The 26,648-nt window shown below is 68.7% G+C and carries 2 protein-coding genes (1 of these 2 running past the window's edge); both read right to left on the bottom strand.

What is annotated here, in order from left to right:
• Positions 1–12,192, bottom strand: the 5' end (the start) of a protein-coding gene (locus tag XpruCFBP8353_RS15560) for a non-ribosomal peptide synthase/polyketide synthase (protein ID WP_162301080.1). Its footprint begins 26,142 nt before the window's first position; only the first 12,192 of its 38,334 coding nucleotides appear in the window; its start codon is at positions 12,190–12,192; its stop codon lies off the left edge, out of view.
• Positions 12,189–26,648, bottom strand: a complete 14,460-nt coding sequence (locus XpruCFBP8353_RS15555) for a non-ribosomal peptide synthetase (RefSeq protein ID WP_101364035.1) — start codon at positions 26,646–26,648, stop codon at positions 12,189–12,191. Before XpruCFBP8353_RS15555 ends, XpruCFBP8353_RS15560 begins: the two co-directional genes overlap by 4 nt.

The raw sequence follows: 26,648 nt of genomic DNA, 5'->3' as shown, positions 1-26,648 counted from the left end.
TGCGGCGATCTCACCCAGTTCGATACGGAAGCCACGCAGCTTGACCTGCTCGTCGTTGCGGCCCAGATATTCCAAGCTGCCGTCGGCCTGCCAACGGGCCAGGTCGCCGGTCTTGTACATGCGCTCCCCGGGCTGCTCGGCGAACGGGTCGGGCACAAAGCGTTCGGCGGTCAATCCCGGACGGCCCAGATAGCCGCGCGCCAGACCGGCGCCGGCCACGTGCAGTTCGCCGGCCACGCCGATCGGCAGGCATTGACCGTCGCTTGCCAGCACATAGGCGCGCAGATCGGCCAGCGGCGTGCCGATCAGGCTGCGATCGGCGCGGGCGACATCGTGTTCGGAGAGCGCATGCGCGGTCACATGCACCGTGGTCTCGGTGATGCCGTACATGTTGATCAGCGCGGTGCGCTGGCCATGCTGGGCGAACCACGGCGTCAGCATGGCCGGTTGCAGCGCTTCGCCGCCGAAGATCACCAGGCGCAGGTTGTGCTGCAAGTCGCTGCGTCGCTGCGCATCGAGCAGCGCCTGGAAGGCGCTGGGGGTCTGATTGAGCACGCTGACGCGTTGCTGGCAGAGCAGGGCATGGAACGCGGCGGGGTCGCGCGCGGTGTGCTGCGGGACCACGACCAGGCGTCCGCCGTGGGCCAGGGCGCCCCACAGTTCCCAGACCGAGAAATCGAAGGCGCAGGAGTGGAACAGGGTCCAGACATCCTCGGCGGTGGGGGTGACGCAGGCGTGGGTGGCGTGCAGCAGGCGCACGACCTGGGCATGGGCGACGACCACGCCCTTGGGCGTGCCGGTGGAGCCGGAGGTGTAGATGACGTAGGCCGGATGTTGCGGCAGCAGATCCGTGCGCTGGGGCGAATGGGTCGGCTGGTGTGCCCAGCTTTCGGCATCGGCGTCCAGCAGCACGGTGGCGATGCAGGATTTATTGGACAGGTTGGCCGCCAACGCATGCTGGGCGAGCAGCAGGCGCGGCTGCGCATCGTCGAGCATGAAGGCCAGCCGCTCGGCAGGGTAGGCCGGGTCCATGGGTAGGTAAGCGGCGCCGGCTTTGAGCACGGCCAGCAGCGCGACGACCAGGTCGATGCCGCGCTCCAGGTACAACGCCACACGATCTTCCGGACCGATGCCTTGGGCGATCAGGTGATGGGCGAGCTGGTTGGCACGGGCGTCGAACTCGGCGTAGCTGAGCTGACGGTCGCCGTCGACCAGGGCGATGGCGTGGGGCGTGCGTGTCACCTGGTGTTCGAACAGGCTGTGCAGGCAGGTGTCGTCGGCAAAGACGGTCCGGCCACGGTTCGTCGCCTGCAACCATTGCTGGCGTTCGTCGGCGCTGAGCAGGGGCAAACGGTCGACGCGTGCGCTGTCGTCGGCGAGCATGCCGCGCAGCAGCGTCAGGAACTGGGCCAGGTGGCGTTCGATGCTGCTGTGGTCGAACAATGCAGCGGCATACGTGAGCTGACCGACGATGCGCTCGTCCTGTGTTTGTAGCGTCAGTTGCAGATCGAATTTTGCGCTGGAGTCGCCGAGATCGAGCGGGCGAACACGCAGCTCAGGCAGATCCGGCGATGCATCCAGTTGCTCCTGCCAGGCGAGCATCGCCTGGAACACGGGGTGATGCGCCAGGCTGCGCTGCGGGTTAAGGGCTTCGATGACGTGTTCGAACGGCAGGTCTTGATGGTCCTGGGCTGCCAGGGCGGTGCTGCGTACCTGCGCCAGCAACTCGGCGACCGAGGGGTTGCCGCGCAGGTCGATGCGCAGCGCCTGGGTGTTGACGAACAGGCCGATCAGCGGCTCCAGCTCGCTGCGGGTGCGGTTGGCGATCGGACTGCCGATGACCACCTGATCCTGGTTGGACAGGCGCGCCAGCACGACGGCCCACGCCGCCAGCACGGTCATGAACAAGGTGGTGCGGTGATGACCGCTCAGTGTCTTCAGCGCAGCGGTCAGGTCCGCGTCGATCACGACAGGGATCGACGCCCCACGGTAGTCATGGATGGCCGGCCGTTGTCGATCGGTCGGCAAGGCCAGCTGTGTCGGCGCGCCATCCAGGTGCGCCTGCCAAAAGGCGCGTTGCCGCTGCAAGGTGTCGGTGCCGATCCATTGCCGTTGCCAGGCGGCGACATCGGCGTAGTGCAGGGCGAGCGGAGCCAACGGGTCGGGACGTCCCTCGGCGAACGCGGCGTACAGAGCGCCCAGTTCTTCGACCAGGATGCGCATGGACCAACCGTCGGCGACGAGATGGTGCAGGGTGAGCAACAGGACGTGTTCGTGCTCGGCCAGGCGCAACAGCCGGCCGCGGATCAGCGAGTGGTTTGCCAGATCGAAGGGCGTCGATGCTTCCAGATGGGCGTGTTCGCGCAGTGCGGCATCGGGATCGGGCTGCTGCGATAGATCGTGATACTCCAGCGGGACACCGCTGTCGGGCAGAATGTTTTGCACCGGCATGCCGTCGGCGCTGCTGAAGCGCGTGCGCAGCGCCTCATGGCGCGCAACGATGCGGTCCAGCGCCCGTTGCAGCGCATCCGGCCGCAAGGTGCCGTGCAGGCGCAGGCCCACATCGATGAGGTAGGCAAGACCGGCAGCGGGGTCGAGCTGGCTCAGGAACCACAGGCGTTGCTGTGCGAAGGACAACGGCAGCGGCTGGTCGCGTGGGACCGGCACGATCGGCGGCAGCGGACTGGGGTGCGCACTGGCCAGGCGTGCGGCCAGTGCGGACAGCTGCGGTTGCGCGAACAGGTCGGCCAGCGCCACATCCACGCCGAGTTGCGCGCGCAGACGCGAGGACAGCCGCACCGCCAGCAGCGAATGTCCGCCGAGGGCAAAGAAGCTGTCGTGGCGGCCAATGCGTTCGACGCCGAGCAGCTCGCTCCACAGGGCGGCCAGCAAGGTTTCCACCTCGCCTTCGGGGGGCATATAGGCCTGGACCGCGAGCGCATCGGCTTCCGGTGCCGGCAAGGCGCGGCGATCGAGCTTGCCGTTGGCGGTGAGCGGCAGCGCGTCCAGCGCGACATAGGCGACCGGCAACATGGCCTCGGGCAGACGCGCCACCAAGGTGCCGTGCAGCGTCTCGGCAGCAATGGCCTGCGCATCGCCGACCACGTAGGCCACCAGACGCGCTTCGTCTGCGCGGTCCTGGCGCAACAGCACGGCTGCTTCGCGCACGCCGGGGCAGGCGCGCAGTGCCGTTTCAATTTCCGCCAGCTCGATGCGCACGCCGCGCAGCTTGATCTGCGCGTCGTTGCGGCCGAGGAAATCCAGGCTGCCATCGGCGCGCCAGCGCACCAGATCGCCGCTGCGGTACATGCGTTGGCCGGGTTGTTCGGCGAACGGATCGGGCACGAAGCGCTCGGCGGTCAGGCCGGGCCGGCCAAGATAGCCTCGGGCGAGCTGATGGCCGGCGATATGCAATTCGCCGACGACGTCGATCGCGGCCAACTGCGCCTGCGCGTCCAGCACATAAGCACGGGTGTTGGCGATCGGCTTACCGATGCCGGGCAGCACGCCGGCGCGGGTGACCTGCGCCGAGGTCGCCACCACCGTGGTCTCGGTGGGGCCGTAGTTGTTGAACAGTTGCACCGATGGCAAGTGCGCGAGTGTGCCGAGCCGATCGCCGCCGGTGAGCAGTACCCGCAGCGTCGGCGGCAGGTCCGGCTCACGCAGTACGATGTCGGCCAACGGCGTGGGCAGGAAGCTGCCATGCATCTGCTGCTGCCGCCACCAGTCGAGCAGCGCGCCGGGATCGGCACTGGCGGCGGCCGGTGCCAGCAGCAAGGTGGCGCCGGCACACAGGGCGGGCCAGATTTCCCAGGTGGCGGCGTCGAAACCCAGCCCTGCCAACGAGGTGTAGCGTTCGCCGGGCTGCAGATCGAAGCGCGCGATATGCCAGTGGATCAGATTGCACAGTTGCCGGTGTTCGACCAGCACGCCCTTGGGCTGTCCGCTGGAGCCAGAGGTGTAGATGACGTAAGCGGCCTGCTCCGAGTGGGTGGTCGGTGACGGCGAACAGCTCTCCGGTAGCGTATCGTCCGGCGCTTGGTCCAGCAGCACCACACGCATGCTGCGCAAGGCGCGACTGGATGGAAGCTGTGCTTCCAGTTCGGTGGTGGTCAATACCACGCGCGGCCGGCAGTCCTCCAGCAGATAGACGACGCGTTCGATCGGGTAGGCGGGGTCGACAGGCACATAGGTGCCGCCGGCCTTGAGCACGGCCAGCAGGGCGACGATCAGTTCGGGGTTACGGTGGAGATACACGGCCACGCGCCGCTCGGGGCCGACGCCAAGTTCGATCAGCCGCGCGGCCAGTCGATCGGCCTGCGCGTCGAGTGCGGCATAACTGCGTTGAGTGTCGCCGGCGACCAGGGCGATGGCCTCCGGCGTGCGGCGGGCTTGCGCTTCGAACAGGCGATGGACGCAGTCGGCACCAGGCAGCGCCATTGCAGTGCCGGTGGACTGCTGCAGCAACTGCACGCGGTCGTGCGCGCGCAGCAGCGGCAGCTGCGCAATGCGCATGCTGTCGCCGGCGACCATGCCGGCGAGCAGCTGGACGAATTGGGCCGCGTGGCGTTCGATGCTGCTGCGGTCGAACAGTGCGGTGGCATAGCACAGACTGCCGACGATGCGATCTTCGACCTCGCGCAGCGACAGATCGAGGTCGAACTTGGCATCGCGTTGCGGGTTCTCGATCGGGCACAGCCGCAGATGGGGCAGCGCCAGGTCGCTGGTGGCTGCGTTCTGCCAGGTCAGCATGACCTGGAACACCGGCTGCGCGGCCAGGCTGCGGGCGGGGTTGAGCGCCTCGATCACTTGCTCGAAGGGAACGTCCTGATGCTGCTGCGCGGCCAGCAAGCTGTCGCGCACCTGCGCGAGCAACTCCGCCACGCGCGGATTGGCGCTCAGGTCGATGCACAGCGCCTGGGCATTGACGAAAAATCCGATCAGCGGTTCCAGTTCGGCACGGGTGCGATTGGCCGCAGGCACGCCGATCACGACGCGCTCCTGTCCCGACAGGCGCGCCAGCAGCGCTGCCCAGGCCGCGAGGATGGCCATGAATACCGTAGTGCCGTGGCGTTGGCTCAGGCGACGCAGTGCGGCGGTCAGCTCTGCGTCGAGCTTGATGTCGACGATGTCGCCGCTGTAATCCTGCAGCGGCGGGCGTGGCCGGTCGGTGGGCAGGTCCATTAGCGCTGGCGCAGCGTGCAGGTGGCTGCGCCAGAAATCGAGTTGGCGCTGCAGCACCGGCCCGTCGAGCCAGCGGCGCTGCCACAGGGCGTAATCGGCGTACTGGATCGGCAACGGTGGCAGTGGATCGGGCTGGCCTTGCACGAAGGCCGCATACAGCGCAGCGAGTTCCTGCAGCAGCAGGCCGACCGACCAGCCGTCGGCCACGCTATGGTGCACGGTGACCAACAAACGATGCTCATGCTCGGCCAGCTGCAGCAGACGACCGCGGATCAGCGGGCCGCGCGCCAGGTCGAAGGGGGTGTGGGTTTCTTCTTCGGCATGACGCTGTGCATCGCCATGCGGATCGGCCGCCTGACGCAGGTCGATGCAATCCAGCGCAAAACCAACCTCCGCAGGCGCGATCAGTTGGGTGGCGCCATCGTCGCCATCGATGAAGCTGGTGCGCAGTGCTTCGTGGCGAGCCACGATGCGGTCCAGTGCCTGCTGTAGCGCCGGCAGATCCAGTTCGCCGTACAGCTCCACCCCGCCGGACATCAGATAGGCCTGCGCGGCACGCGCGTCGAACCGCGCCAGGAACCACAGCCGTTGCTGGGCGAAGGACAGCGGCAGTGCCGTAGGACGCGGCATCGCCACGATGGCCGGCAGGGTGCTGGCGGCGGCGCTGGCCAATGCCTGGGCCATCTCGGCCAGGCGCGGCTGGGCGAACATCACGGCCAGCGGCAGTTCCAGGCCCAGCGTGCTGCGGATGCGCGAGACCAGGCGTACCGCCAGCAACGAGTGCCCGCCCAGGGCAAAGAAACTGTCGTGGCGGCCGACCCGCTCGACGCCCAGCAATTCGCTCCAGAGCGCGGCAAGCATGGCTTCCGGTTCGCCCTCGGGGGCGGCATGGGCCTGCACGTCGACAGCGTGCGCGTGCGGATCCGGCAAGGCGGCGCGATCCAGCTTGCCGCTGGCGGTGAGCGGCCAGCACGCCAGCACCGCATAGGCGGCCGGCTGCATGTAGTCAGGCAGGCGGTCGCGCAGGGCCGCATGCACGGCGGGCACTGCGATGTCCCGGCCGATCAGATAGGCGACCAACTGCGGGTTGTCGTGCTGAGCCTCGCGCGCCAGTACCAAGGCATCGTCGATGCCGTCGCAAGCGCGCAAGGCCGCTTCGATCTCGCCCGGCTCGATACGGAAACCGCGCAGTTTGAGTTGGCGGTCGTTGCGGCCGAGGAAGTACAAGCTGCCATCGACGCGGCGGCTAGCCAGGTCGCCGGTGCGGTACATGCGCTGGCCGGGCTGTTCGGCGAACGGGTCGGGAACGAAGCGTTCGGCGGTCAGATCCGGGCGGCCCAGATAGCCGCGTGCCAACGCCATGCCGGCCAGATGCAGTTCGCCGCGCGCGCCGATCGGCAGCGGCTGGACGTGGCGATCCAGCACGTGCGCCTGGGTGCCCGCGAGCGGAAGGCCGATACCGGACGGCATGTCGGTGGCGACTGCCTGGACGATGGCCACCACGATGGCTTCGGTCGGGCCGTAGGTGTCCAGCAACGGCGTGCGCGTGCCCTGGACCCAGGTCTGGCGCATGGCCGGCGTCAGCGCCTCGCCGCCGATGATGACCTGGCGCACGCAGTCGGGGATCTGTAGCGATTGCGCGCACAGCTGCGCCCAGAACCGGGTCGGCAGATCGACCACGGTGACGCCGGCCTGTGCGCAGCGCGACCAGAAGCGTTCGGTATCGAGCCAGTCGTCGTCGCGCAACACGAGGGTGGCACCGCTGCACAGCGCACCGAAGACTTCTTCGACCGAAGCATCGAAGGTCAGCGTGGCGAATTGCAGCACGCGGTCCTGCGGGCTCAGCCCATAGGTATCGATCAGTGCAGCCAGGCGCACGTGCAGGCCGTGGTGGGCGACCATCACGCCCTTGGGCTGGCCGGTCGAGCCGGAGGTGTAGATCGTATAGGCCAGCTGCTGTGGGTTCGGTGGCGGCAGCGGCGGGACGTGCGCGGGCGCATTGTCGGCGGCGGCCTCCAACGCAACGATGGTCTGCACCGGGATGGCCAGGTCGGCTGCACACGCAATGTCGGCATGCGCGTCCACCAGCACCAGCACGGGCCGGGCATCGGCCAGGACTGCGGCGATCCGTTCGGCAGGTTGGCCGGGTTCCAGCGGCAGGTAGGTGGCACCGGCCTTGAGCACCGCCAGCACGGCGACGATCTGCGCGATGCCGCGTGGCAGGCACAGTGCCACGCAGCGCTCCGGCCGCGCGCCCAGCGCGAGCAGCCGGTGCGCCCACTGGTTGGCGCGCTGCTCCAGCTGCTGATAGCTCAGCGTGGCATCGCCGCAGACCAGCGCGATGGCCTGTGGCGTGGCCGCAGCCTGCTGCGCGAACCACTGCACCACGTCGCCTGGCGCGGCCGCGCACGTATCGACCGACGCATCGCCGGCATGCAAGGCGTGTAGTTGCTGCCGCTGCGCCGGCGCGAGCAGCGACAAACGGTTCACGCGCGCCTGATCGTCGCCGAGCAGACCATCGAGCAGGACGCCGAAGCTGTCCCAGTGCTGCTGGATCGTGTCGGCATCGAACAAGGCGGTGGCAAAGCGCAGGTTGCCGACGATGCGGCCGTCTTGCAGCTGCAACTCCAGGTCCAGGTCGTATTTGGCGTCGCGGGCCGGCCCGGGCAGGACCTCGCTGCGCAGACCGGACATCGCCAACTCGACGTGCGGCGTGTTCTGCCAGGTGAACATCACCTGGAACACCGGCGCATGCGCCAGGCTGCGCACCGGGTTGAGCGCTTCGATCAGCCGTTCGAAGGGCAGGTCCTGGTGCGCCTGCGCGGCCAGCGCGGTGGCGCGCACCTGGGCCAGCAGCTCGGCGACCGACGGGTTGGTGCGCAGGTCGATCTGCAGCGCCTGGGTGTTGACGAACAGCCCGATCAGCGCGGCGGTCTCGGCCCGCGTGCGCTGGGCGATGGGCGTGCCGATGACCACCTGGTCCTGGCCGGCCAGGCGTGCCAGCAGCGCGCCCCAGGCGGCGAGCAGGGTCATGAAGAGGGTGGCGCCATGCCGCTGGCTCAGCGCGATCAGTGCCTGGGTGCGCGCAGCATCGATGGCCACCGCGATGGCGGCGCCGGCATAGTCCTGCTCGGGCGGACGCGGGCGATCGGTGGGCAAGGTCAACTGCGCCGGCGCATCGCGCAGGTGATCGAGCCAGAACTGACGCTGGCCTTGCAGCTGCGCTGCGTCGATCCAGCGGCGCTGCCACAGGGTGTAGTCGGCGTACTGGATCGGCAAAGGCGGCAGCGGATCGGGTTGGCCGTGTACGCGGGCGCTGTACAGCGCGCCCAGCTCGTGGAGCAGCACGCCGATCGACCAGCCATCGGCGACCAGATGGTGCAGCGTGACCAGCAGCAGATGGTCGTCGTCGGCGCGTTGCAGCAGGCGCGCGCGCAGCGGCGGCCCTTGCTCCAGGTCGAAGGCGAGGGCGGACTCCTGCCCGGCATGGCGCTGTGCGGCGGCGTGCGGATCGGCGTCCTGGCGCAGGTCGATACGCTCCAGCGCCATGCCGGTCCCGGCGGGATCGACGACCTGCACGGCACCGTCGTCGCTGGCGACGAAGCGGGTACGCAAGGCCTCGTGGCGGGCGACGATGCGGTCCAGCGCCCACTGCAGTGCGGCCACGTCCAGCGTCCCGCACAAGGCGACGGTGCCGGGCATCAGATAGGCCAGGTCGGCACGCGCATCGAACTGGGCCAGCACCCACAGCCGCTGCTGTGCGAAGGACAGCGGCAGTGGTCCGTTGCGGTCGGCCGACATGATCGCTGGCAAGGCACTAGGCGCTGCCGACTCCAACGCCTGCGCCAGATCGGCCAGGCGCGGCTGGGCGAACAGCGTCGCCAGCGGCAGTTCCAACCCCAGTACGCTGCGGATACGCGCGATCAGTTGCACGCCGAGCAACGAGTGGCCGCCCAGGGCGAAGAAACTGTCGTGGCGGCTAACACGTTCGACGCCCAGCAGCTCCGTCCATAGCGCGGCGAGCAACTGCTCGCGTTCGCCCTCGGGCGCGATATAGGCCTGCAACGGCAGGGCAGCGGCATCCGGTGCCGGTAGCGCCGCGCGATCCAGCTTGCCGTGCGTGGTGGTCGGGATGGCCGGCAGCACGACATAGGCGCTCGGCACCATGTACTCGGGCAACTGCGCGGCGAGCCGGTCGCGCACCGCTTCGACCTGCAGTCCATCCCCGACGACATAGGCGATCAGGCGCTTGTCGCCGGGGCGATCCTCGCGCAGCAGCACCGCCGCCTCGCGCACCCCCGGGCAGGCCTGCAAGGCGGCCTCGATCTCGCCTGGCTCGATGCGGTAGCCGCGCAGCTTGACCTGGTCGTCGTTGCGGCCAAGGAACTCCACCTCGCCATCGGCACGCCAGCGCGCCAGATCGCCAGTGCGATACATGCGTTGGCCGGGTTGCTCGGCGAACGGATCGGCGACGAAGCGCTCGGCGGTCAGCGCTGGCCGCTGCAGATAACCACGCGCGACCTGCACGCCGGCGATGTACAGCTCGCCGATGGCGCCGATCGGCAGCGGCTGGCGCTGCGCATCCAGCACATACAGCGGCGTGCGCGGCAACGCGCTGCCGATCGGCGGCAGCAGCGGCCACAGCGCGGTGTCTGCCGGCAGCAGGTGGGCAGAGGCGACGTGGGTCTCGGTGGGGCCGTAATAGTTGTGCAGCCGGCAACCCGGACGCGCGGCGAAGAACGCGCGGATGGCCGGGGTGATGCGCAGCTGTTCGCCGGCGGTGAGCACTTGTCGCAGCGGGCAGTCCAGCGCATCGAGCGTCGGATCGGCCAGCACCGTTTCGGCCAGAGATTGCAGGGCGATGTAGGGCATGTACAGGCGTTCGACGCGCTGGGCGCAGACATGCCGGTACAGGGCGTGCGCGTCGCGGCGCTGCGTATCGGCGATCAGCACCAGGCTGCCGCCAGTGCCAAGGGTGCTGAAGATTTCCTGGAAGCTGGCGTCGAAGCCAAGCGCGGAGAACTGCAGGGTGCGCAGCGACTGCATGCCTGCGGCGGCGCAGTGCTCGGCTTCCCACTGGAGCAGATTGAGCAGTGGACCGTGCGGCATCAGCACGCCCTTGGGGCGGCCGGTGGAGCCGGAGGTGTAGATGACGTAAGCGGCCTGCAGCGGCGAGCTGGCGCGTGCCGGCGCGGTGGTCGGCAAGGCCTGCCATACCGGCTGCACTGCATCGGCGAAGACCACGGTCAGATCCGTGGGCAAGCTCAGTGCGTCGGCGCAGGCCGGCGTGGTCAGCAGCACCGATGCCCCGCAGTCGTGCAGCAGGTAGGCCAGGCGCTCGGAGGGATACGTCGCGTCCAGCGGCACATAGGCCGCCCCGGCCTTGAGCGCAGCCAGCACCGCCACGACCATGGCGATGCCACGCGGCAGGCACACGGCCACGCGGTCGTCGGGAGCCACGCCCAGTGCGCACAGGTGATGCGCGAGTTGATTGGCCTGGGCCTCCAGCGCGGCATAGCTGAGGCTCGCATCGTCGTGTATCAGCGCGATGGCATCCGGAGTGGCGGCGGCCTGGCGTTCGAACGCGTGCTGCACCTGGCGGTCGTCGGCAGGTTGACCGGGGCGCTCGTTGAAGGCGTAGAGCACCTGCTGGCGCTGCGATGGCGACAGCAGTGGCAAGCACCACATGGGTGTGCGCGGATCGTCGCGCAGCGCCAGCAGCATCTGCCGCAGTGCGCTGAGCGCCAGCTCGGCCAGCGCCACGGGCATCCGGTCCGGGTTGACATTGAACTCCAGCACGATCGGATGCTGCGGGCTGTAGCGGCGGACGAATACGCCGAGCGCGGTGTCCTCGTAACCGTGGTGCAGCGGCAGCATGTGCCAGGCACCGCCTGCGATGGGCGCGTCGCCCAATGCACTGAAATCCTCGACCGACACGCTGAGGTCGAACGGCCGCGGCGCCTGCTGCCCGGCCTCGCCCAGCTCGCGCAGGGCATGGTGCAACGGGAAGCTGGCGTGGCGCATGGCCTGACGCAATTGCGCGGCGATGGCGTGCATGGCGCTGGCGATGTCCGCGTGCGGGGACGCGGCGAGGTAGAGCGGCAACTGCGTAGACAGCATGCCGAACATCGCGCGTTCGCGCGCGTTACGGCGATTGTGGACGGCCAGACCCATCGCGATCGGTGACTGACGATTGCCAAGGCGGGCCAGGCAGTTGCTCAAACAGGCGACGATCAGGCTGGTGAACGAGCCGCCCAGACGCTCGGCCAGCGCGCTCAGCTCGAGAAAGAGCGAGGTGTCCAGCTCATTGCTGAGTTGCACGCTGCGCTGATGGCCCAGGGTGGCCGAAGCGCTGGGAAACAGCGGCTGCGGTCGCGCCTGCAGACGCTCACGCCAGAACGCCAGATCGCGCTGATAACGGCTGGAGTCGAGATAGGCCTGGTCGGCGTCGAGCGCCCGCAGATACGATGGGGATGGAGTCTGTTCGGTCTGGCCGCGCAGGCGCTGGTTGTAGGCGTCGACGATCTGCCGCGCCAGCATACCCATCGAAACGCCGTCGGCGATGATGTGGTGGCAACGGTAGAGGCAATAGCCACGGGTGGCAGAGGCTTGCAGCCACTGCATCTCCCACAGCGGTTGGCCGTAATGCGCGAACGAGCGTGTCATCGCCTGCTCGATGTGCTCGCGGACGCGCTGCTCGCCCTCGGCATCGGCCGAGTAGTCGTGCCAGGGCAGCACGAACGGCAGATGCTCCAGCACGCGTTGGTTCGGCAACGCGGAGCCTTCGACCAGCACCATACGCAGGGCGTCGTGGCGGGCGATCACCGCCGCGACCGCCTGCTCCCAGGCAGCGCGGTGCAGCGTGCCGTCGAACTGCATCACACAACCGATGCTGTAGCCGGGCTGCTCGGGAGCGAGCAATTGCCCGAGCCAGATGCCTTGCTGCGCCGAACTGAGCGAGTGCATGGGCGTGCCAATGGCCGCCGGGGCGGGATCGAAAGGGGTCATGCAATCACCGTGGTGCCCGGGGGAGCCGGCGTAATGACAGTCGAAGGAAGAGGCGTGCTGTTTTGCACGTTGGCGATCCACCATTGCGCCAGGGCCTGGCTGTGCGGCTTGGAGAGCACGGTCATGTGGTTGCCGGGCCCATGCCAGGGACGCAGATCGGCGGCATGCGCGGCCCAGGCCTGGCGCAGTCGCACGTGCTCGGCCGCGTGTTGCTCGGGTTGCAAGCGGGTGGCGGCCACCAGCACCAGATGCAAGGTGCCCGGATAGGGCTTGGCGGGGATGTAGGCGGTGCGGCAGCAATGCGCGAAGGTGGCCAGGCTGCCGCGCACCGCGTCGGGCCGTGAGCGTTGCGGCATCAGGCCGTGCTCGACCATGAGCCGATGCAGCGCCTGCAGCAGTGCATCCTGGCCGAGTCCGTGCAGGGCTTGCCGGTCGACGCCCAGGGGCGCGCGCAGACGCAGCTGCAAGGCATCGAGGAAGTAATCCACGATGGTGTCGCGGCTTGAATCGTGCGGGACGCGGGCCTGGTTCGGCGGTCGGGTATCGATCAGGGTCAGGCTGGCGGGTGGGCGGCCAAGTGCCTGCAGACGCAGCGCCATCTCAAACACGACCCAGCCGCCGAACGAATGGCCGACCAGATGCAGTTGCGAGGTCCCGGCGGTGACGACTGGCAAGGCATCGAGATAGCGTTGCGCGGCCAGTTCGACCGAGCCGTACGGCAACTGGCAGCCATCGGTGCCGCGCGGCTGCATGCCGATGACGTTGCGGGCATCGCCGAGCGCGCTGCTCAGATCGACGAAGCTGGTCACGCTATCGCCCGCACCGGGGACGCAGACCACGACCGGGGCATGCGCATGCGCCGATTGCAGCGCGAAGGCCGGTTCGTCGCGCTGTCGGGAGACATCGGAACTGCAGGAGGCCATGGCCTTCGAAACCAGTTGGCCAAGGCACGGCAGATGCTCGGCTTCGATCAGCGACACATGATTGCCGGGTACGGCCACCGCCCGCAGCTGGCTTGCCGGCAAGATGCGGGTCCACCCTAACAGGGTGTCTTCGGGCAACGGCTCGGAGGCATAGAACACGGTGAGTGGGCAGTGCGGCGCCAGCGCCTGCACCCAATAGTTAGGCCACATCCGTTCGAAGGTCGCGGTCATCCGGCTGGCGGCGATGACCTCGGCAATGCTGGTCTGTTCCAGTGCGGCCAGCGCGTTCAGGACAGCATCCTCGAAGGCATGTTCGGCCAGTTCCTGCAGCGATGCCTGCTCGGCTTTCGCAAGCAGAGTGCGGAACGCGGCTTGGATGGCGTCATCGCGATGCGGGCCGTGGTCCAGCATCGTCTCGACGCGCTCGACCAGACGCCGTTTGGCGGCCTGCTCCAATGGCAGCGGATCCGGTGCGCGGTCGGGGCAATCGCAATCGAGCAAGCCCAGGAAGGCGACGGGCTGGTCGTGCATGCCCAAGTGCTGGGCGATGGCGTAGGCGAGCAAGCCGCCGGAGGAATAGCCGAGCAGGTGATACGGACCATGCGGTTGCACCGCCCGCATCAGCTCAACCATGTGCACAGCCAGCGCTTCCAACGTGGTCGGTAGCGGATCGGGCCAGGGCAGGGCATACACCGGCAGATCCGCATCGAGATGGGCAGCCAACTCGAACGCATAGGCGACATCGGCGATGCCGGTCGGCACCACGAACAACGGCGGCCGTGTGCCCTGGCGGCGCGCAGCCAAGGCGCGGGTGCCCCAGCGATGCGCGCCTCCGAGCAGGCAGTCGGCCTGCGCGCGCAAGGTGGGATGCGCGTACAGCAGGTTCAGCGTCAATGGCAGGCCGAGGCGATTGGCGGCGGTCATCAGGCGCAGGGCCGACAGCGAGTGCCCGCCAAGTTCGAAGAAGTGATCGTCGCGGCCGATGCGCTGCGGCCCGAGCACGCTGGCCCAGAGCTTGGCCAGGCTGCGCTCGATTTCATTGGCCGGCGGCAGATACGCGCCACGCACGCTCGCTGTGATATCCGGCGTCGGCAAGGCGCGTCGATCGAGCTTGCCGTTGGATGTGAGCGGCAAGGCATCTAGCCAGATGTACCCGCTGGGCAGCATGACGTCGGGCAGGCATGTGGCGAGTTGTGTGCGCAGTGCGTCGGCTGCAGGGTGCTCTGCATCGCCAACCAGATACGCGATCAAGCGCTTTTCGCCGGTATCGTCGCGGGCAATGACCACAGCTTCGCGCACGCCCTCGCAGGCACGTAGCGCGGCGGCGATCTCGCCGAGTTCGATGCGTACACCGCGCAACTTGATCTGTGCATCGTTGCGGCCGAGATAGTCCAGCGCGCCATCGGCACGCCAGCGCGCCAGATCGCCAGTGCGGTACATGCGCTGGCCGGGTTGCTCGGCGAACGGATCGGGGACGAAGCGTTCGGCGGTCAGGTCCGGGCGACCCAGATAGCCACGCGCTAGCTGCACGCCAGCGATCTGCAGTTCGCCGGCCACGCCGATCAGAGTCAACTGTCGATGTGTATCGAGCACATGCAGGCGGGTATTGGCGATCGGGCGGCCGATCGGCACGCTGTTTGCGTCGGCATCGGTGCATTCCCAGACGCTGACATCCACTGCCGCTTCGGTCGGACCGTACAGGTTGTACAGGCGTGCTTGCGGCAAACGGGCGCGTGTGTCTGCTGCCAGATCTGCAGACAAGGCTTCGCCGCTGCACACGATGCGCTGCAGGTTGGTGCATGCGCCTTCGGGCAAGGCCTCCAGGAACACCCGCAGCATCGAGGGCACGAAGTGCACGGTGTGGATGGCGGCCTGCCCGATCAGGTCGATCAGATAGGCGGGGTCCTTGTGGCCGCCGGGTCGGGCCAGCACTAGACAGGCGCCGACGCGCAAAGGCCAGAACAGCTCCCAGACCGAGACGTCGAAGCCGACCGGAGTCTTCTGCAATACCCGCTGTTCGGGTTGCAACTGCAGCTCTTGCTGCATCCACTGCAGGCGGTTATCGATGCCGGCGTGGGTGTTGACCACGCCCTTGGGCGTGCCGGTGGAGCCGGAGGTGTAGAGGACGTAGGCCGGATGCTGCGGGTGCAACGCCGCAACGGTGGGAGCGTGCGCGGGAGCCGACGTCCACGCCGTGGGTTCGGCATCCAACAGCAGGGTGTGCAGCGCGTCGCGTCGCGCCAGCAGCGCGGCAGTGGCGCGATGGGCGAGCAATAGGCTGGGCCGCGCATCGGCAAGCATGCCGTCCAGGCGCGCGGGCGGTACATCTGTCTCCAGTGGCAGATAGGCGGCGCCGGCCTTGAGTACGGCCAGCAGCGCCACCACCAGATCGATACTACGTGGCAGGCACACCGCCACGCGGTCTTCGGGTTTCACACCAAGCGCGATCAGATGATGCGCGAGCTGGTTGGCGCGCGCGTCCAGCGCGGCGTAGCTCAGTTCGACCTCACCGTCGACCAGGGCGATGGCCCGCGGCGCGCGTTGCGCCTGCTGTTCGATCTGGCGGTGCAGGTAGCCGGAGCCGGCCAGCTCGACGGCGGTGGCGTTGAAATGGCGCAGCTCCGCGCATTGATTCTCCGGCAGCAGATCCAGCGCGTGCAGTGCGGTCTGCGGTGCGTGCTCCAGCGCCTGGACCAGGGCCTGCACGGTCTGCAGCAGCATCGCCGCGATACGTTCGGTACCGATCTGTTGCACGCACTGCACGTCCAATGAAAATCCACCGTTGGCCTGTTCGTCGTCGACCGATACCAGCAATGGGTAGTGCGTCCGCTCCTGACCGGCGATCTCTTGCACTCCCTCCAGCGGGTCGAGTCGCTTGGCGTCTGGTGGCCCGCTCAGCACAGCGCTGCCGCCGGCATAGCGGTAATTGAGCAAGGCGTTGAGCAGCGGTGTCGACGGGTCCAACGGGCTGCAGCGCTGGGCCAGCGCGAGCGGTGCATGTTCGTGGTGCAGCAGCTGGGCCAGGCACAGCTGGGTGTGGCGCAGCGCCTGCAGCACGCTGTGGCCGCGGCCGCCCAGGCGGATCGGCAAGGTGTTGAGGAACATACCGAGCACACGGTCCACGCCGGCGCTGGCATGCATGCGTCCGAACAGCAGGGTGGCGAACACCGCCTCGTCGTGGCCGCTGCTACGGGCCAGCACCAAGGCATAGGCCAGATGGAACAGGCTGGCGGCGCTGACGCCGCAACGGCGCGCCTGGGCGCGCACAGCCTGGGCGAGTGCGCTGGGCAGCGGTCGATGGAGTTGCTGCAGCGAGGCCGGATCCTCGGCCGGTGCGAGTACGCCGAACGGGGCGGTGGGCGCATCGATGCCGGCGAGCATTTCGGTGAAGAAGGCCTGGTGTTCCTGCGCGGAGACGCCGGCCTCGGTATGGGCGACGAAATCGCGGAACGGCAATGGCGGCGGCAACTGTTGCTGCCGACCGGCCAGATGAGCGTGCACCTCCTCGATCAGCAGTTCCAGGGTGGTGTGGTCCATCACCAGGTGATGGTGTTGCAGGCCTAGCAGCCAGCGCCCGGCCTCGAGGTCGTGGGCCAGATGGGCGTGGATCAACGGTGCCTGTTGCAGACAGAGTGCTGCGTCGGGGGCGTGCAGCCATGCCTGCAACTGAGCGGCCGGATCGGCTCCGTCGAAGCGCTGCAGGTGACGCGGGACAACAGCCCGGCGCCAGACCACCTGCAGCGGCGCGTTCAGACCTTGCCAAACAACGCCGGTGCGCAGGATGTCGTGGCGGGCGATGACCTGGTCGAGCGCGTCGAGGAAGGCATCGAGTTGTTCGCGCGCCGGGAAGCCGAGCACGGACGAATGCAGATAGGGATCGGCGAGCGGGTCGGCCAGGTGGTGGAACAGCAGGCCTTCCTGCAACGGCGCCAGCGGATAGATGTCCTGCACGTTGGCCGCGCCGCCGTCGACGCTGGCGACGACCGCATCGATCTCCGGCTGGGTCAGTGCGACCAGCGGCAGCAGATCCGGGGTGATGCGGGTGCAGTCTGCGCCGATGCGGTTGGGCGGCACCACGAGGGCGGACGCGGTCTGCAGATTGGCGGCCAGGCCAGCAAGCGTGGGCTGGGCGAACAAGGCCCGCACGTCGATCTGCCAGCCGAGCCGACGCAGGCGTTCGATCAGTTTGACCGCCAGCAGCGAGTGGCCGCCGAGGGCGAAGAAGTCGTCGTGGCGGCCGACCTGTTCGACACCGAGCAGCTCGCTCCACAGCGTGGCCAGCACCTGTTCGAGGTCGCCCTGCGGAGCGACATAGGTCTGCAGGTCTAGCGCCTGATCGTCCGGCGCCGGCAAGGCGGCGCGATCGAGCTTGCCGTTGGGGGTCAGCGGTAACGCGTCTAATGCCACGTAGGCCGCCGGCAGCATGTGGTCGGGAAGGTGCTTGGCAAGTTGGAGACGCAGCCTTGCCGGGTCCGCAGGCGTGGTCTCCTGATCGGCGACCACATACGCGACCAGGCGCTTGTCGCCGGTGTCCTCGCGCGCGACGACCACCGCCGCGTGCACGCCGTCGCAGCCACGCAAGGCCGCTTCGATCTCGCCCGGTTCGATGCGGAAGCCGCGGATCTTGACCTGCGCATCATTGCGGCCAAGGAAATCCAGGCTTCCATCGGCCAGCCAGCGGGCCAGGTCGCCGGTCCTGTACATGCGCTCGCCGGGCTGCTGGGCGAACGGATCGGGGACGAAGCGTTCGGCGGTCAGCTCGGGACGGTGCAGATAGCCTTGCGCCAACTGCGCACCGGCGATATGCAGTTCGCCGGCAACGCCGATCGGAAGCGGCTGGCCGTGTCGGTCGAGCACATAAAGCCGGGTATTGGCCAGCGGCCGGCCGATCGGCACCCGCCGGCTTGCATCGGGCGCATGTTGCAACGCTAGCGCGGTGACGAACTGCGTGCTCTCGGTCGGGCCATAGGTCTGCAGCACGGTGGCAGGACCGCCTGCGTCCAACACCTGGGCCAGGGCGTGCGGATCGGCGACATCGCCGCCGGTGAGCAACAGACGCAGCGCGCCCAATTGCGTGGCCAGCAGCGACACGTACGCACGCAGCACGCCAGCGACCAGGATCAGCACCGACAGGCGTTCGCGCTCCAGCAACGCGCCCAGCGCCTGCGGATCGCGCATGACTGGCGCAGGCACCACCACCACGGTGGCGCCATTGAGCAGACTGCCCCAGACCTCCAGCGTGGCCGAGTCGAAGGCGGGGTTGGAAGCGAAGGCGACGCGGTCGTCGGCCTGCAGGCGCGCCTGGCCGTCCTGCAGGACGAGGTTGCGCACCGCGGCATGCGACACCACCACGCCCTTGGGCGTGCCGGTGGAACCGGAGGTGTACATCACGTAGGCCGCGGCGGTGGCGGGCACGCCGATCGTCGGCGGCGTTGTCATGTCGTCGCCGTCGAGGCCGTCGATCGTCAGACAAGGCACCTGCGCAGGTGCCAGCGCGCTGTCGGCGGCGTGGATCAACACCGCCGCCTGTGCCTCGGCGATCAGCGCGAGCAGGCGTTCGCTGGGATGCGTCTCGTCCAGCGGCACATAGGCCGCCCCGCACTTGAGCACGGCCAGTTGCGCGACGATCAGGTCGATCGAGCGCGGCAGGGCGATGGCCACGCGCGCACCGACGCGCAGGCCCACGGCAAGCAAGCGTTGCGCCAGCCGGTTGGCCTGCGCATCGAGCGCGGCGTAGCTCAGGCAGCGTTGGTCCGCCACCACCGCGATGGCGTCCGGCGTGCGGCGTGCCTGCGCCTCAAAGATCTGGTGCAGCGCCTGCTCGGGCACGGCGGCGATCGCGCCAGTGCCGAAGTCGGCCAGCAGGTGCTGCCGCTGTGGCGCATCCAGCCAGGGCAACTGCGAGACGCGGATAGCGTCGTCGCGCGTCAGCGCATGCAGCAACTGCTCGAAGCAGCGCCACCAGCGTTGGATCGTCGTCGCATCGAACAGCGCGGTGGCATAGCCCAGCGTGCCGACGATGCAGGCATCGCGTTCTTCCAGGGTCAGGTCCAGATCGAACTTGAGTACGGCCAGGGACTGCGGTACCGACTGCAGCTGCAGTCCGGGCAGCTCGAGGTCGCTCTCGCTGGCGGCGGCGCTTTGCCAGGTGAACATGGCCTGGAACACCGGGTGATGGGCCAGGTTGCGCGCGGGGTTGAGCGCGGCGATGAGCTGCTCGAAGGGCAGGTCCTGATGCTGCTGGGCCGCCAATGCAGTGGCGCGCACCTGGGCGAGCAACCCGGCGACGGAAGGATCGGCACGCAGATCGATGCACAGCGCCTGGGTGTTGACGAACAGGCCGATCAGCGGCTCCAGTTCGCTGCGGGTGCGGTTGGCGACCGGGGTGCCGATCACCACCCGATCCTGGCCGGACAGGCGTGCCAGCAACACGCCCCAGGCGGCGAGCAAGGTCATGAACACGGTGGTGCCGTGGCGCTGGCTCAGGGACTTCAGCGCTGCGCTCAGCTCGGCATCGAAGGCGAACCCCACTGCATCGCCGCGATGGTCCTGCCGCGGCGGGCGGGGCCGATCGGTGGGTAGCTCCAGCAGGGCCGGGGCGTCGTGCAGGTGTTCGACCCAGACGTCGCGCTGTCTCTGCAGTATCTCGCCGCTGATCCAGCGGCGCTGCCACCCGGCGACGTCGGCGTACTGCAGCGGCAACGGCGGCAGTGGTTCGGGCTGGCCCTGCACAAAGGCGGCGTAGAGCGTGCTCAGCTCGCGCACCAGCAGGCCCATGGACCAGCCATCGCAGATCAGATGATGCAGGGTGATGAGCAGGACATGGTCGTCGTCGGCCAGGCGCAGCAAGCGGCCGCGGACCAGGCAGTCGTTGTCCAGATCGAAGGGCGTGCCGGCTTCCTGGTCGGCCAGCGATCGGGCCTGTGCGTCCGGATCGGGACAAGCGCTGAGATCGTGTTCGCGCAACGGGAAGCCGACGCCGTCGGCGTCGATAAGCTGCACTGGTTCGTCCTGGTGCAGGACGATGCGGGTGCGCAAGGTCTCGTGGCGGACGACGATGCGGTCCAAGGCCTGGCGCAGGGCGTGGCGGTCCAGGCGGCCACGCAGACGCAGGCCGTTGGGCATCAGATAGGCCAGCGCGGCCTGGGCATCGAGCCGTGCCAGGAACCACAGACGCTGCTGGGCGAAGGACAACGGCAGTGGTTGGTCGCGGTCGGTCGGAACGATGGCCGGCAGGGTGCTGGCCGCGGCGCTGGCCACGCAGCGGGCCAGAGCATGCAGCTGCGGATGGTTGAACACGTCCCCGATCTGAAGTTCCACGCCCAGAGCGGTGCGCACCCGCGAGATCAGTTGCACGGCCAGCAACGAGTGCCCGCCGAGAGCGAAGAAGTCGTCGTCGCGCCGCAACTGCGGCAGGCCGAGCAGTTCGCACCACAGCGCGGCCAATGCCTGTTCGATCGCACCCTGCGGGTGCTGTGCGTCGCCGATCGCATCGGCGATGGAGCGCGGCGGTATCGGCAATGCACTGCGGTCCAGCTTGCCGCTGGGTGTCAGCGGCAGGGCATCCAGGCGCACGTAGTTCGCCGGCAGCATGTAGTCCGGCAGGCGTGCACGCAGGTGGTCGCGCACTGCCTCGGTGTCGATCCGTTCGGCCGCGACGTAGGCCACCAGGCGCGGTTCGCCCATGTCGTCTTCGCGCGCCAGCACCAGCGCATCGTCGATGCCTCCGCAGGCCAGCAACGCCGCTTCGATCTCGCCCAGTTCGATGCGGAAGCCGCGCAGTTTGACTTGGCGGTCGGTGCGGCCGAGGAAGTCCAAGGTGCCATCGACGCGCCAGCAGGCCAGATCGCCGGTCTTGTACATGCGCTGGCCGGGGGTGCTGGCGAACGGGTCGGGGACGAAGCGTTCGGCGGTCAGGTCGGGGCGGCCCAGGTAGCCGCGCGCCAGCGCCGCGCCGGCCAGATGCAGTTCGCCGCGCGCGCCGATCGGCAGCGGCTGGCTGCAGCGATCCAGCACATGCGCCTGGGTGCCGGCGAGCGGACGGCCGATGCCGCTAGGCGTGTCGGCGCCGACGGCCTGGACGGTGGCGACCACAATGGCTTCGGTCGGGCCGTAAGTGTCGAGCAACGCGGTGCGCGTACCCTGGATCCAGATCTGGCGCATGGCCGGGGTCAGCGCTTCGCCGCCGACGATGACCTGGCGCACGCAGGCGGGGATCTGCAGCGACTGCGCGCACAGCTGCGCCCAGAAGCGGGTCGGCAGATCGACCACGCTGATGCCGGCCTGCGCGCACTTCGGCCAGAACTGCTCGGTGTCGAGCCAGGTGTCGTCGCGCAGCACGAGGCTGGCGCCGCTGCACAGGGCGCCGAAGATTTCCTCGATCGAGGCGTCGAAGGCCAGCGTGGCGAATTGCAGCACGCGGTCCTGCGGACCCAGCCCATAGGTGGCGATCAAGGCGTGCAGGCGCGTGGCCAGACCCTGGTGGGAGACCATCACGCCCTTGGGCCGGCCGCTGGAGCCGGAGGTGTAGATCACATAGGCCAGGTGATCGTCCTGCAGCCCTGGCACGAACGGGTTGTCCGCCGGTGCCGCGGACCACGCCTCGGCGTCGGCATCAATGCGCAGCAGCACCGCGTCGATGGCGTCGGGCAAGCGGGCCAGGCACGCCGCGTCGGCGATCAGCACGCGCGGAGCGCTGTCGGCGAGCATGGACTGCAGACGCTCGCGCGGATAGGCCGCGTCCAGCGGCACGTAGGCGCCGCCGGCCTTGAGCACGGCCAGGATCGCGACGATGGCGTCGACGCCACGTTCCATGCACAGGGCCACGCGCACGTCTGGTGCCACGCCGAGCGCGATCAGATGGTGGGCCAGGCGGTTGGCGCGCCGGTTCAGACCGGCATAGTCGAGGCGGCCTGTCGCGTCCTGCACCGCGAGCGCGTCGGGCCGCTGTGCGGCCTGCCGTTCCACCCAGCGATGCACGGGCATCGCATCGACGAGGAGACCATCATTGGCGTTGAAGCGGCGCAGCTGCGCATACTCGGCCGCGCTCAGCAACGGCAGGCGCGCGACCGGTGTGCGCGCCTCGGCAACCATCGCCCGCAGCGTGGCGATGAACAGGGCGACATGGCGTTCGATGCTGCTGCGCTCGAACAGCGCGGTGGCGTAACCGATGCTGCCGACCAGCACATCGTCGTGCTCGGTCATGGCGATTTCCAGGTCGAACTGCACGGTCTGCATCGGCAGCGCCACTGGCCGCAGGGTCAGGCCAGGCAGGGCCAGGTGGCCTTCCGGTGCGTTCTGCCAGGCGAACATGACCTGGAACAGCGGGCTATGCGCGGTACTGCGCACTGGCTTGAGCGCCTCGACGATCTGTTCGAAGGGCAGGTGCTGGTGCGCCTGCGCCGCCAGCGTGTTCGCGCGCACCTGGCTCAGCAAACGGGCGGTATCGGGTGCCTGGCGCAGATCGATCTGCAAGGCCAGCGAATTGACGAACAGGCCGATCACCGGCTCCAGTTCGGTGCGATCACGTCCAGCGATCGGGGTGCCGATCACCACCTGGTCCTGGCCGGACAACCGCGACAACAGCACCGCCCAGCCGGCGAGCAGGGTCATGAACAGCGTGGTGCCGTGGCGCTGGCTCAAGCCGCGCAGCGCGGCAGTGAGCTCGGCATCCACGGCGATGTCGAGCGTGTCGCCGGTGTAGTCCTGCAGCGGGGGACGGGGCCGGTCGGTCGGCAGTTCCAGCAGCGGCGGAGCGTCGCGTAGGTTCTCGAGCCAGAACTCGCGCTGGCGTTGCAGGACCTCGCCGCTGATCCAGCGGCGTTGCCACACGGCGATGTCGGCGTACTGCAGCTGCAGCGGCGGCAAGGGATCGGGTTGGCCTTGGGCGAAGGCGGTGTAAAGGGTGCTCAGTTCGCGTACGAGCAGTCCCATGGACCAGCCATCGGAAACCAGATGGTGCAAGGTGACGAGCAGGACATGGTCGTCCTCGCCCAGGCGCAGCAGTTGACCGCGTGCCAGGGTGTGACGCGCCATGTCAAAGCGCGTCTGGATCTCCTGTTCGGCATGGAGCCGTGCCTGCGCTTCTGGATCGGGACAGGTGCTGAGGTCGTGCTCCGAGCATGGGAAGCCGACGCTGTCGGCGTCGATGAGCTGCACCGGTTCCCCCTGGTGCAGGCCGATGCGGGTGCGCAAGGTAGCGTGGCGGGCGACGATGCGGTCCAGCGCCTGACGCAGGGCCTGGCGATCCAGCGCGCCGTGCAGGCGCAGCCCATTGGTCATCAGGTAGGCCAGGTCGGCCTGGGGATCGAGCTGGGCAAGGAACCACAGCCGTTGCTGGGCGAAGGACAGCGGCAGCGGGGCGGTGCGCGCTACTGGGACGATCGGCGGCAGCGTCTGCGGCGTCGCGTTGGCGAGCACGGTCGCCAGCGCCGCCAGCCGAGGATGGGCGAAGATCTCGGCCAGGGGCAGCTCCACGTCCAGCCGCTCGCGCAGGCGCGAGATCAATTGGACCGCCAGCAGCGAGTGGCCGCCGAGGGCGAAGAAGTCGTCGTTGCGGCCGACCTGTTCGACGCCGAGCAGCTCGCTCCACAGCGTGGCCAGGACGTGTTCGAGGTCGCCCTGCGGGGCGACATAGGTCTGCAGGTCTAGCGCCTGAGCGTCCGGCGCCGGCAGGGCGGCGCGATCGAGCTTGCCGTTGGGCGTCAGCGGCAGCGCATCGAGCTGCACGTAGGCGGCCGGCAGCATGTGCTCGGGCAGACGCGCGGCGAGTTGGAGGCGCAGTGCGGCCGGCTCCAGCACCGAGCTGTCGCCGACGAGATAGGCGACCAGGCGCTTGTCGCCGGTGTCGTCGCGCGCGATGACCACCGCCTCGCGCACGCCAGCGCAGCCGCGCAAGGCCGCTTCGATCTCGCCCGGCTCGATGCGGAAGCCGCGGATCTTGACCTGCGCGTCGTTGCGGCCGAGGAAATCCAGGCGGCCATCGGCCAGCCAGCGGGCCAGGTCGCCGGTCCTGTACATGCGCTCGCCGGGCCTGGCGGCAAACGGATCGGGGACGAAGCGTTCGGCGGTCAGGTCGGGACGGTGCAGGTAGCCCTGCGCCAACTGCGTACCGGCGATATGCAGTTCGCCGGCAACGCCGATCGGAAGCGGATGGCCGTGACGATCGAGCACGTAGGCACGGCTGCCCGGCAATGGCCGGCCGATCGGCACCCGCTGGCTGGCATCGGGCGCGTGGTCCAATGCCAGCGCGGTGACGAACTGGGTGCTCTCGGTCGGACCATAGGTCTGCAGCACGGTGGCCTGGCCGCCGGCGTCGAACACCTGAGCCAGGGCATGCGGATCTGCGACATCGCCGCCGGTGAGCAGCAGACGCAGTGCGCCCAATTGCGTGGCCAGCAGCGGCGCGTAGGCCCGCAACACGCCAGCGACCAGGATCAGCACCGACAGGCGTTCGCGTTCCAGCAACGCGCCCAGCGCCTGCGGATCGCGCATGACCGGCGAAGGAACCACAACGACCGTGGCACCGTTGAGCAGGCTGCCCCAGACCTCGAGCGTGGCCGAGTCGAAGGCCGGGTTGGAGGCGAAAGCGACGCGGTCGCTGGCCTGCAGACGAGCCGGTCCCTCCTGCACGACCAGGTTGAGCACGGCGCCATGCGACACCGTCACCCCCTTGGGCAAGCCAGTGGAGCCGGAGGTGTACATCACGTAGGCCGGAGCGAGCGGATGGGTGACCACCTGCTGCAGCGTCGCGGGCGCATCGAGCGCCAGCCGCTCCGGATCCAGGCAGCGCAGTTGCGGAATATCCAGCAGCGGCATCTGCGCATGCACCAGGGCCAGCCGGGCACGGCAGTCGCGCAGCAACTGGCCGAGACGTTCGGCGGGCTGGTCCGGATCCATCGGCACATAGCAGGCGCCGCACCTGAGCACGGCCAGTTGCGCGATGACCAGGCTGGCCGAGCGCGGCAACAGCAACGCCACCGGCTGGCCGGGTTGCAGCCCCTGCCGTTGCAGGTGTTCGGCAAGACAGGCGGCGCGGTTCCATACCTGCGCATAGCTGAGGTTGAGGTCGCCGTCGATCAGCGCACTTGCCTGGGGAGCGCGCTGGACCTGGGCGAGCAAGGCTTGGGGCAGGGTTGCGGCCGGCGGCAGCGGCGCTTCGGTGGCGTTGAAGTCGTGCAGCAGTTGATCGCGTTGCTGCTGCGGCAGCCAGGGCACCTGCGCCAAGTGCGGATTGGCGTCCGTGCCGATGGCCTGCAGCAACTGCAGGAACTGCGCGACGTGGCGTTGCATGCTGTCGCTGTCGAACAGCGCGGTGGCATAACCCAGACGCCCGCCGAGCGCATCGCCGTGTTGCTGCATGGACAAGGCGAGATCGAATTCGGCGCTGTCCTGGCCGGTGCGCAGCGGTGCGACCTCCAGCCCAGGCAAAGCCAGGGATTGGCCTTGCTGCATCGCATCCAGACCGAACATCACCTGGTAGATCGGGGTGTGGCCGAGCGCGCGCGGCGGCTGCAGCAGCTCCACGACCCGCTCGAACGGCAGGTCCTGATGGTCCTGCGCGCGCAACACCACATCGCGCACCTGCTGCAGCCAGTCGCTCAACGTACCCTGCGCAGGGACCTGCAAGCGCAGCGCCACGGTGTTGACGAACAGGCCGATCAAGGGCTCGACCTCGCTGCGCGTGCGGCCGGCGACGGCGGTGCCGATGACCAGATCCGCTTCGCCGCTGAGCCGCGACAGCAGCAGCGCCCACGCCGCCAGCAGCACGCTGAACAACGAGCAGCGATGCGATCGGGCCAACGCCAGCAATCCCTGTGTCACCGGTTCCGGCAGCACGAACTCGACGCTGGCGCCGGCATAGTCCTGCAGCGCCGGGCGCGGATGATCCAGCGGCAGCGGCAGCAGCGTCGGCGCGCCGCCTAACTGGGTCGTCCAGTAGGCGAGGTGTCGTTGCACCGCATCGCTGCCGAGTCGCTTGTGTTGCCAGATCGCATAATCGGCGTATTGCACCGGCAACGGCGGCAACGGATCGGGATGTCCGCACAGAAACGCGGCATACAGCGCGCCGAGCTCCTTGAGCAGCACGCCCATCGACCAGGCATCGGACACCAGATGGTGCATCGTCACCAGCAGCACGTGCTGCTGGTCGTCCAGACGCAGCAAGTGCCCGCGGATCAGCGGGCCGTGCGCGAGATCGAACGGCCGGTCGGCCTCGTCGCGCGCATATGCGTCGACGCATGCGGCCGGCTGCGCGTGGCCGCTCAGATCCGTCCGCTGCAGGGTGAATCCGGCCACTTCGAGAATGCGTTGCCTGACCTGGCCTTGCACCTCGACCAGACAGGTGCGCAGCACCTCGTGGCGCTCCACGATCCGGTCCAGCGCGGCGCGCAATGCAGCTTCGTCGAGGCTGCCGTGCAGCCGCAGTCCGCCCGCCAGGTGATAGGCGGTGCTGCCACGTGGGTCGAGCCTTGCCAGAAACCACAGGCGCTGTTGTGCGAACGAGGCCGGTAAGGTCTTCAGAGGTCGATCCAT

It is taken from the genome of Xanthomonas prunicola, assembly GCF_002846205.1.
GTDB classification, from domain to species: domain Bacteria; phylum Pseudomonadota; class Gammaproteobacteria; order Xanthomonadales; family Xanthomonadaceae; genus Xanthomonas; species Xanthomonas prunicola.
This window is presented reverse-complemented; position numbering and strand designations above follow the sequence as displayed.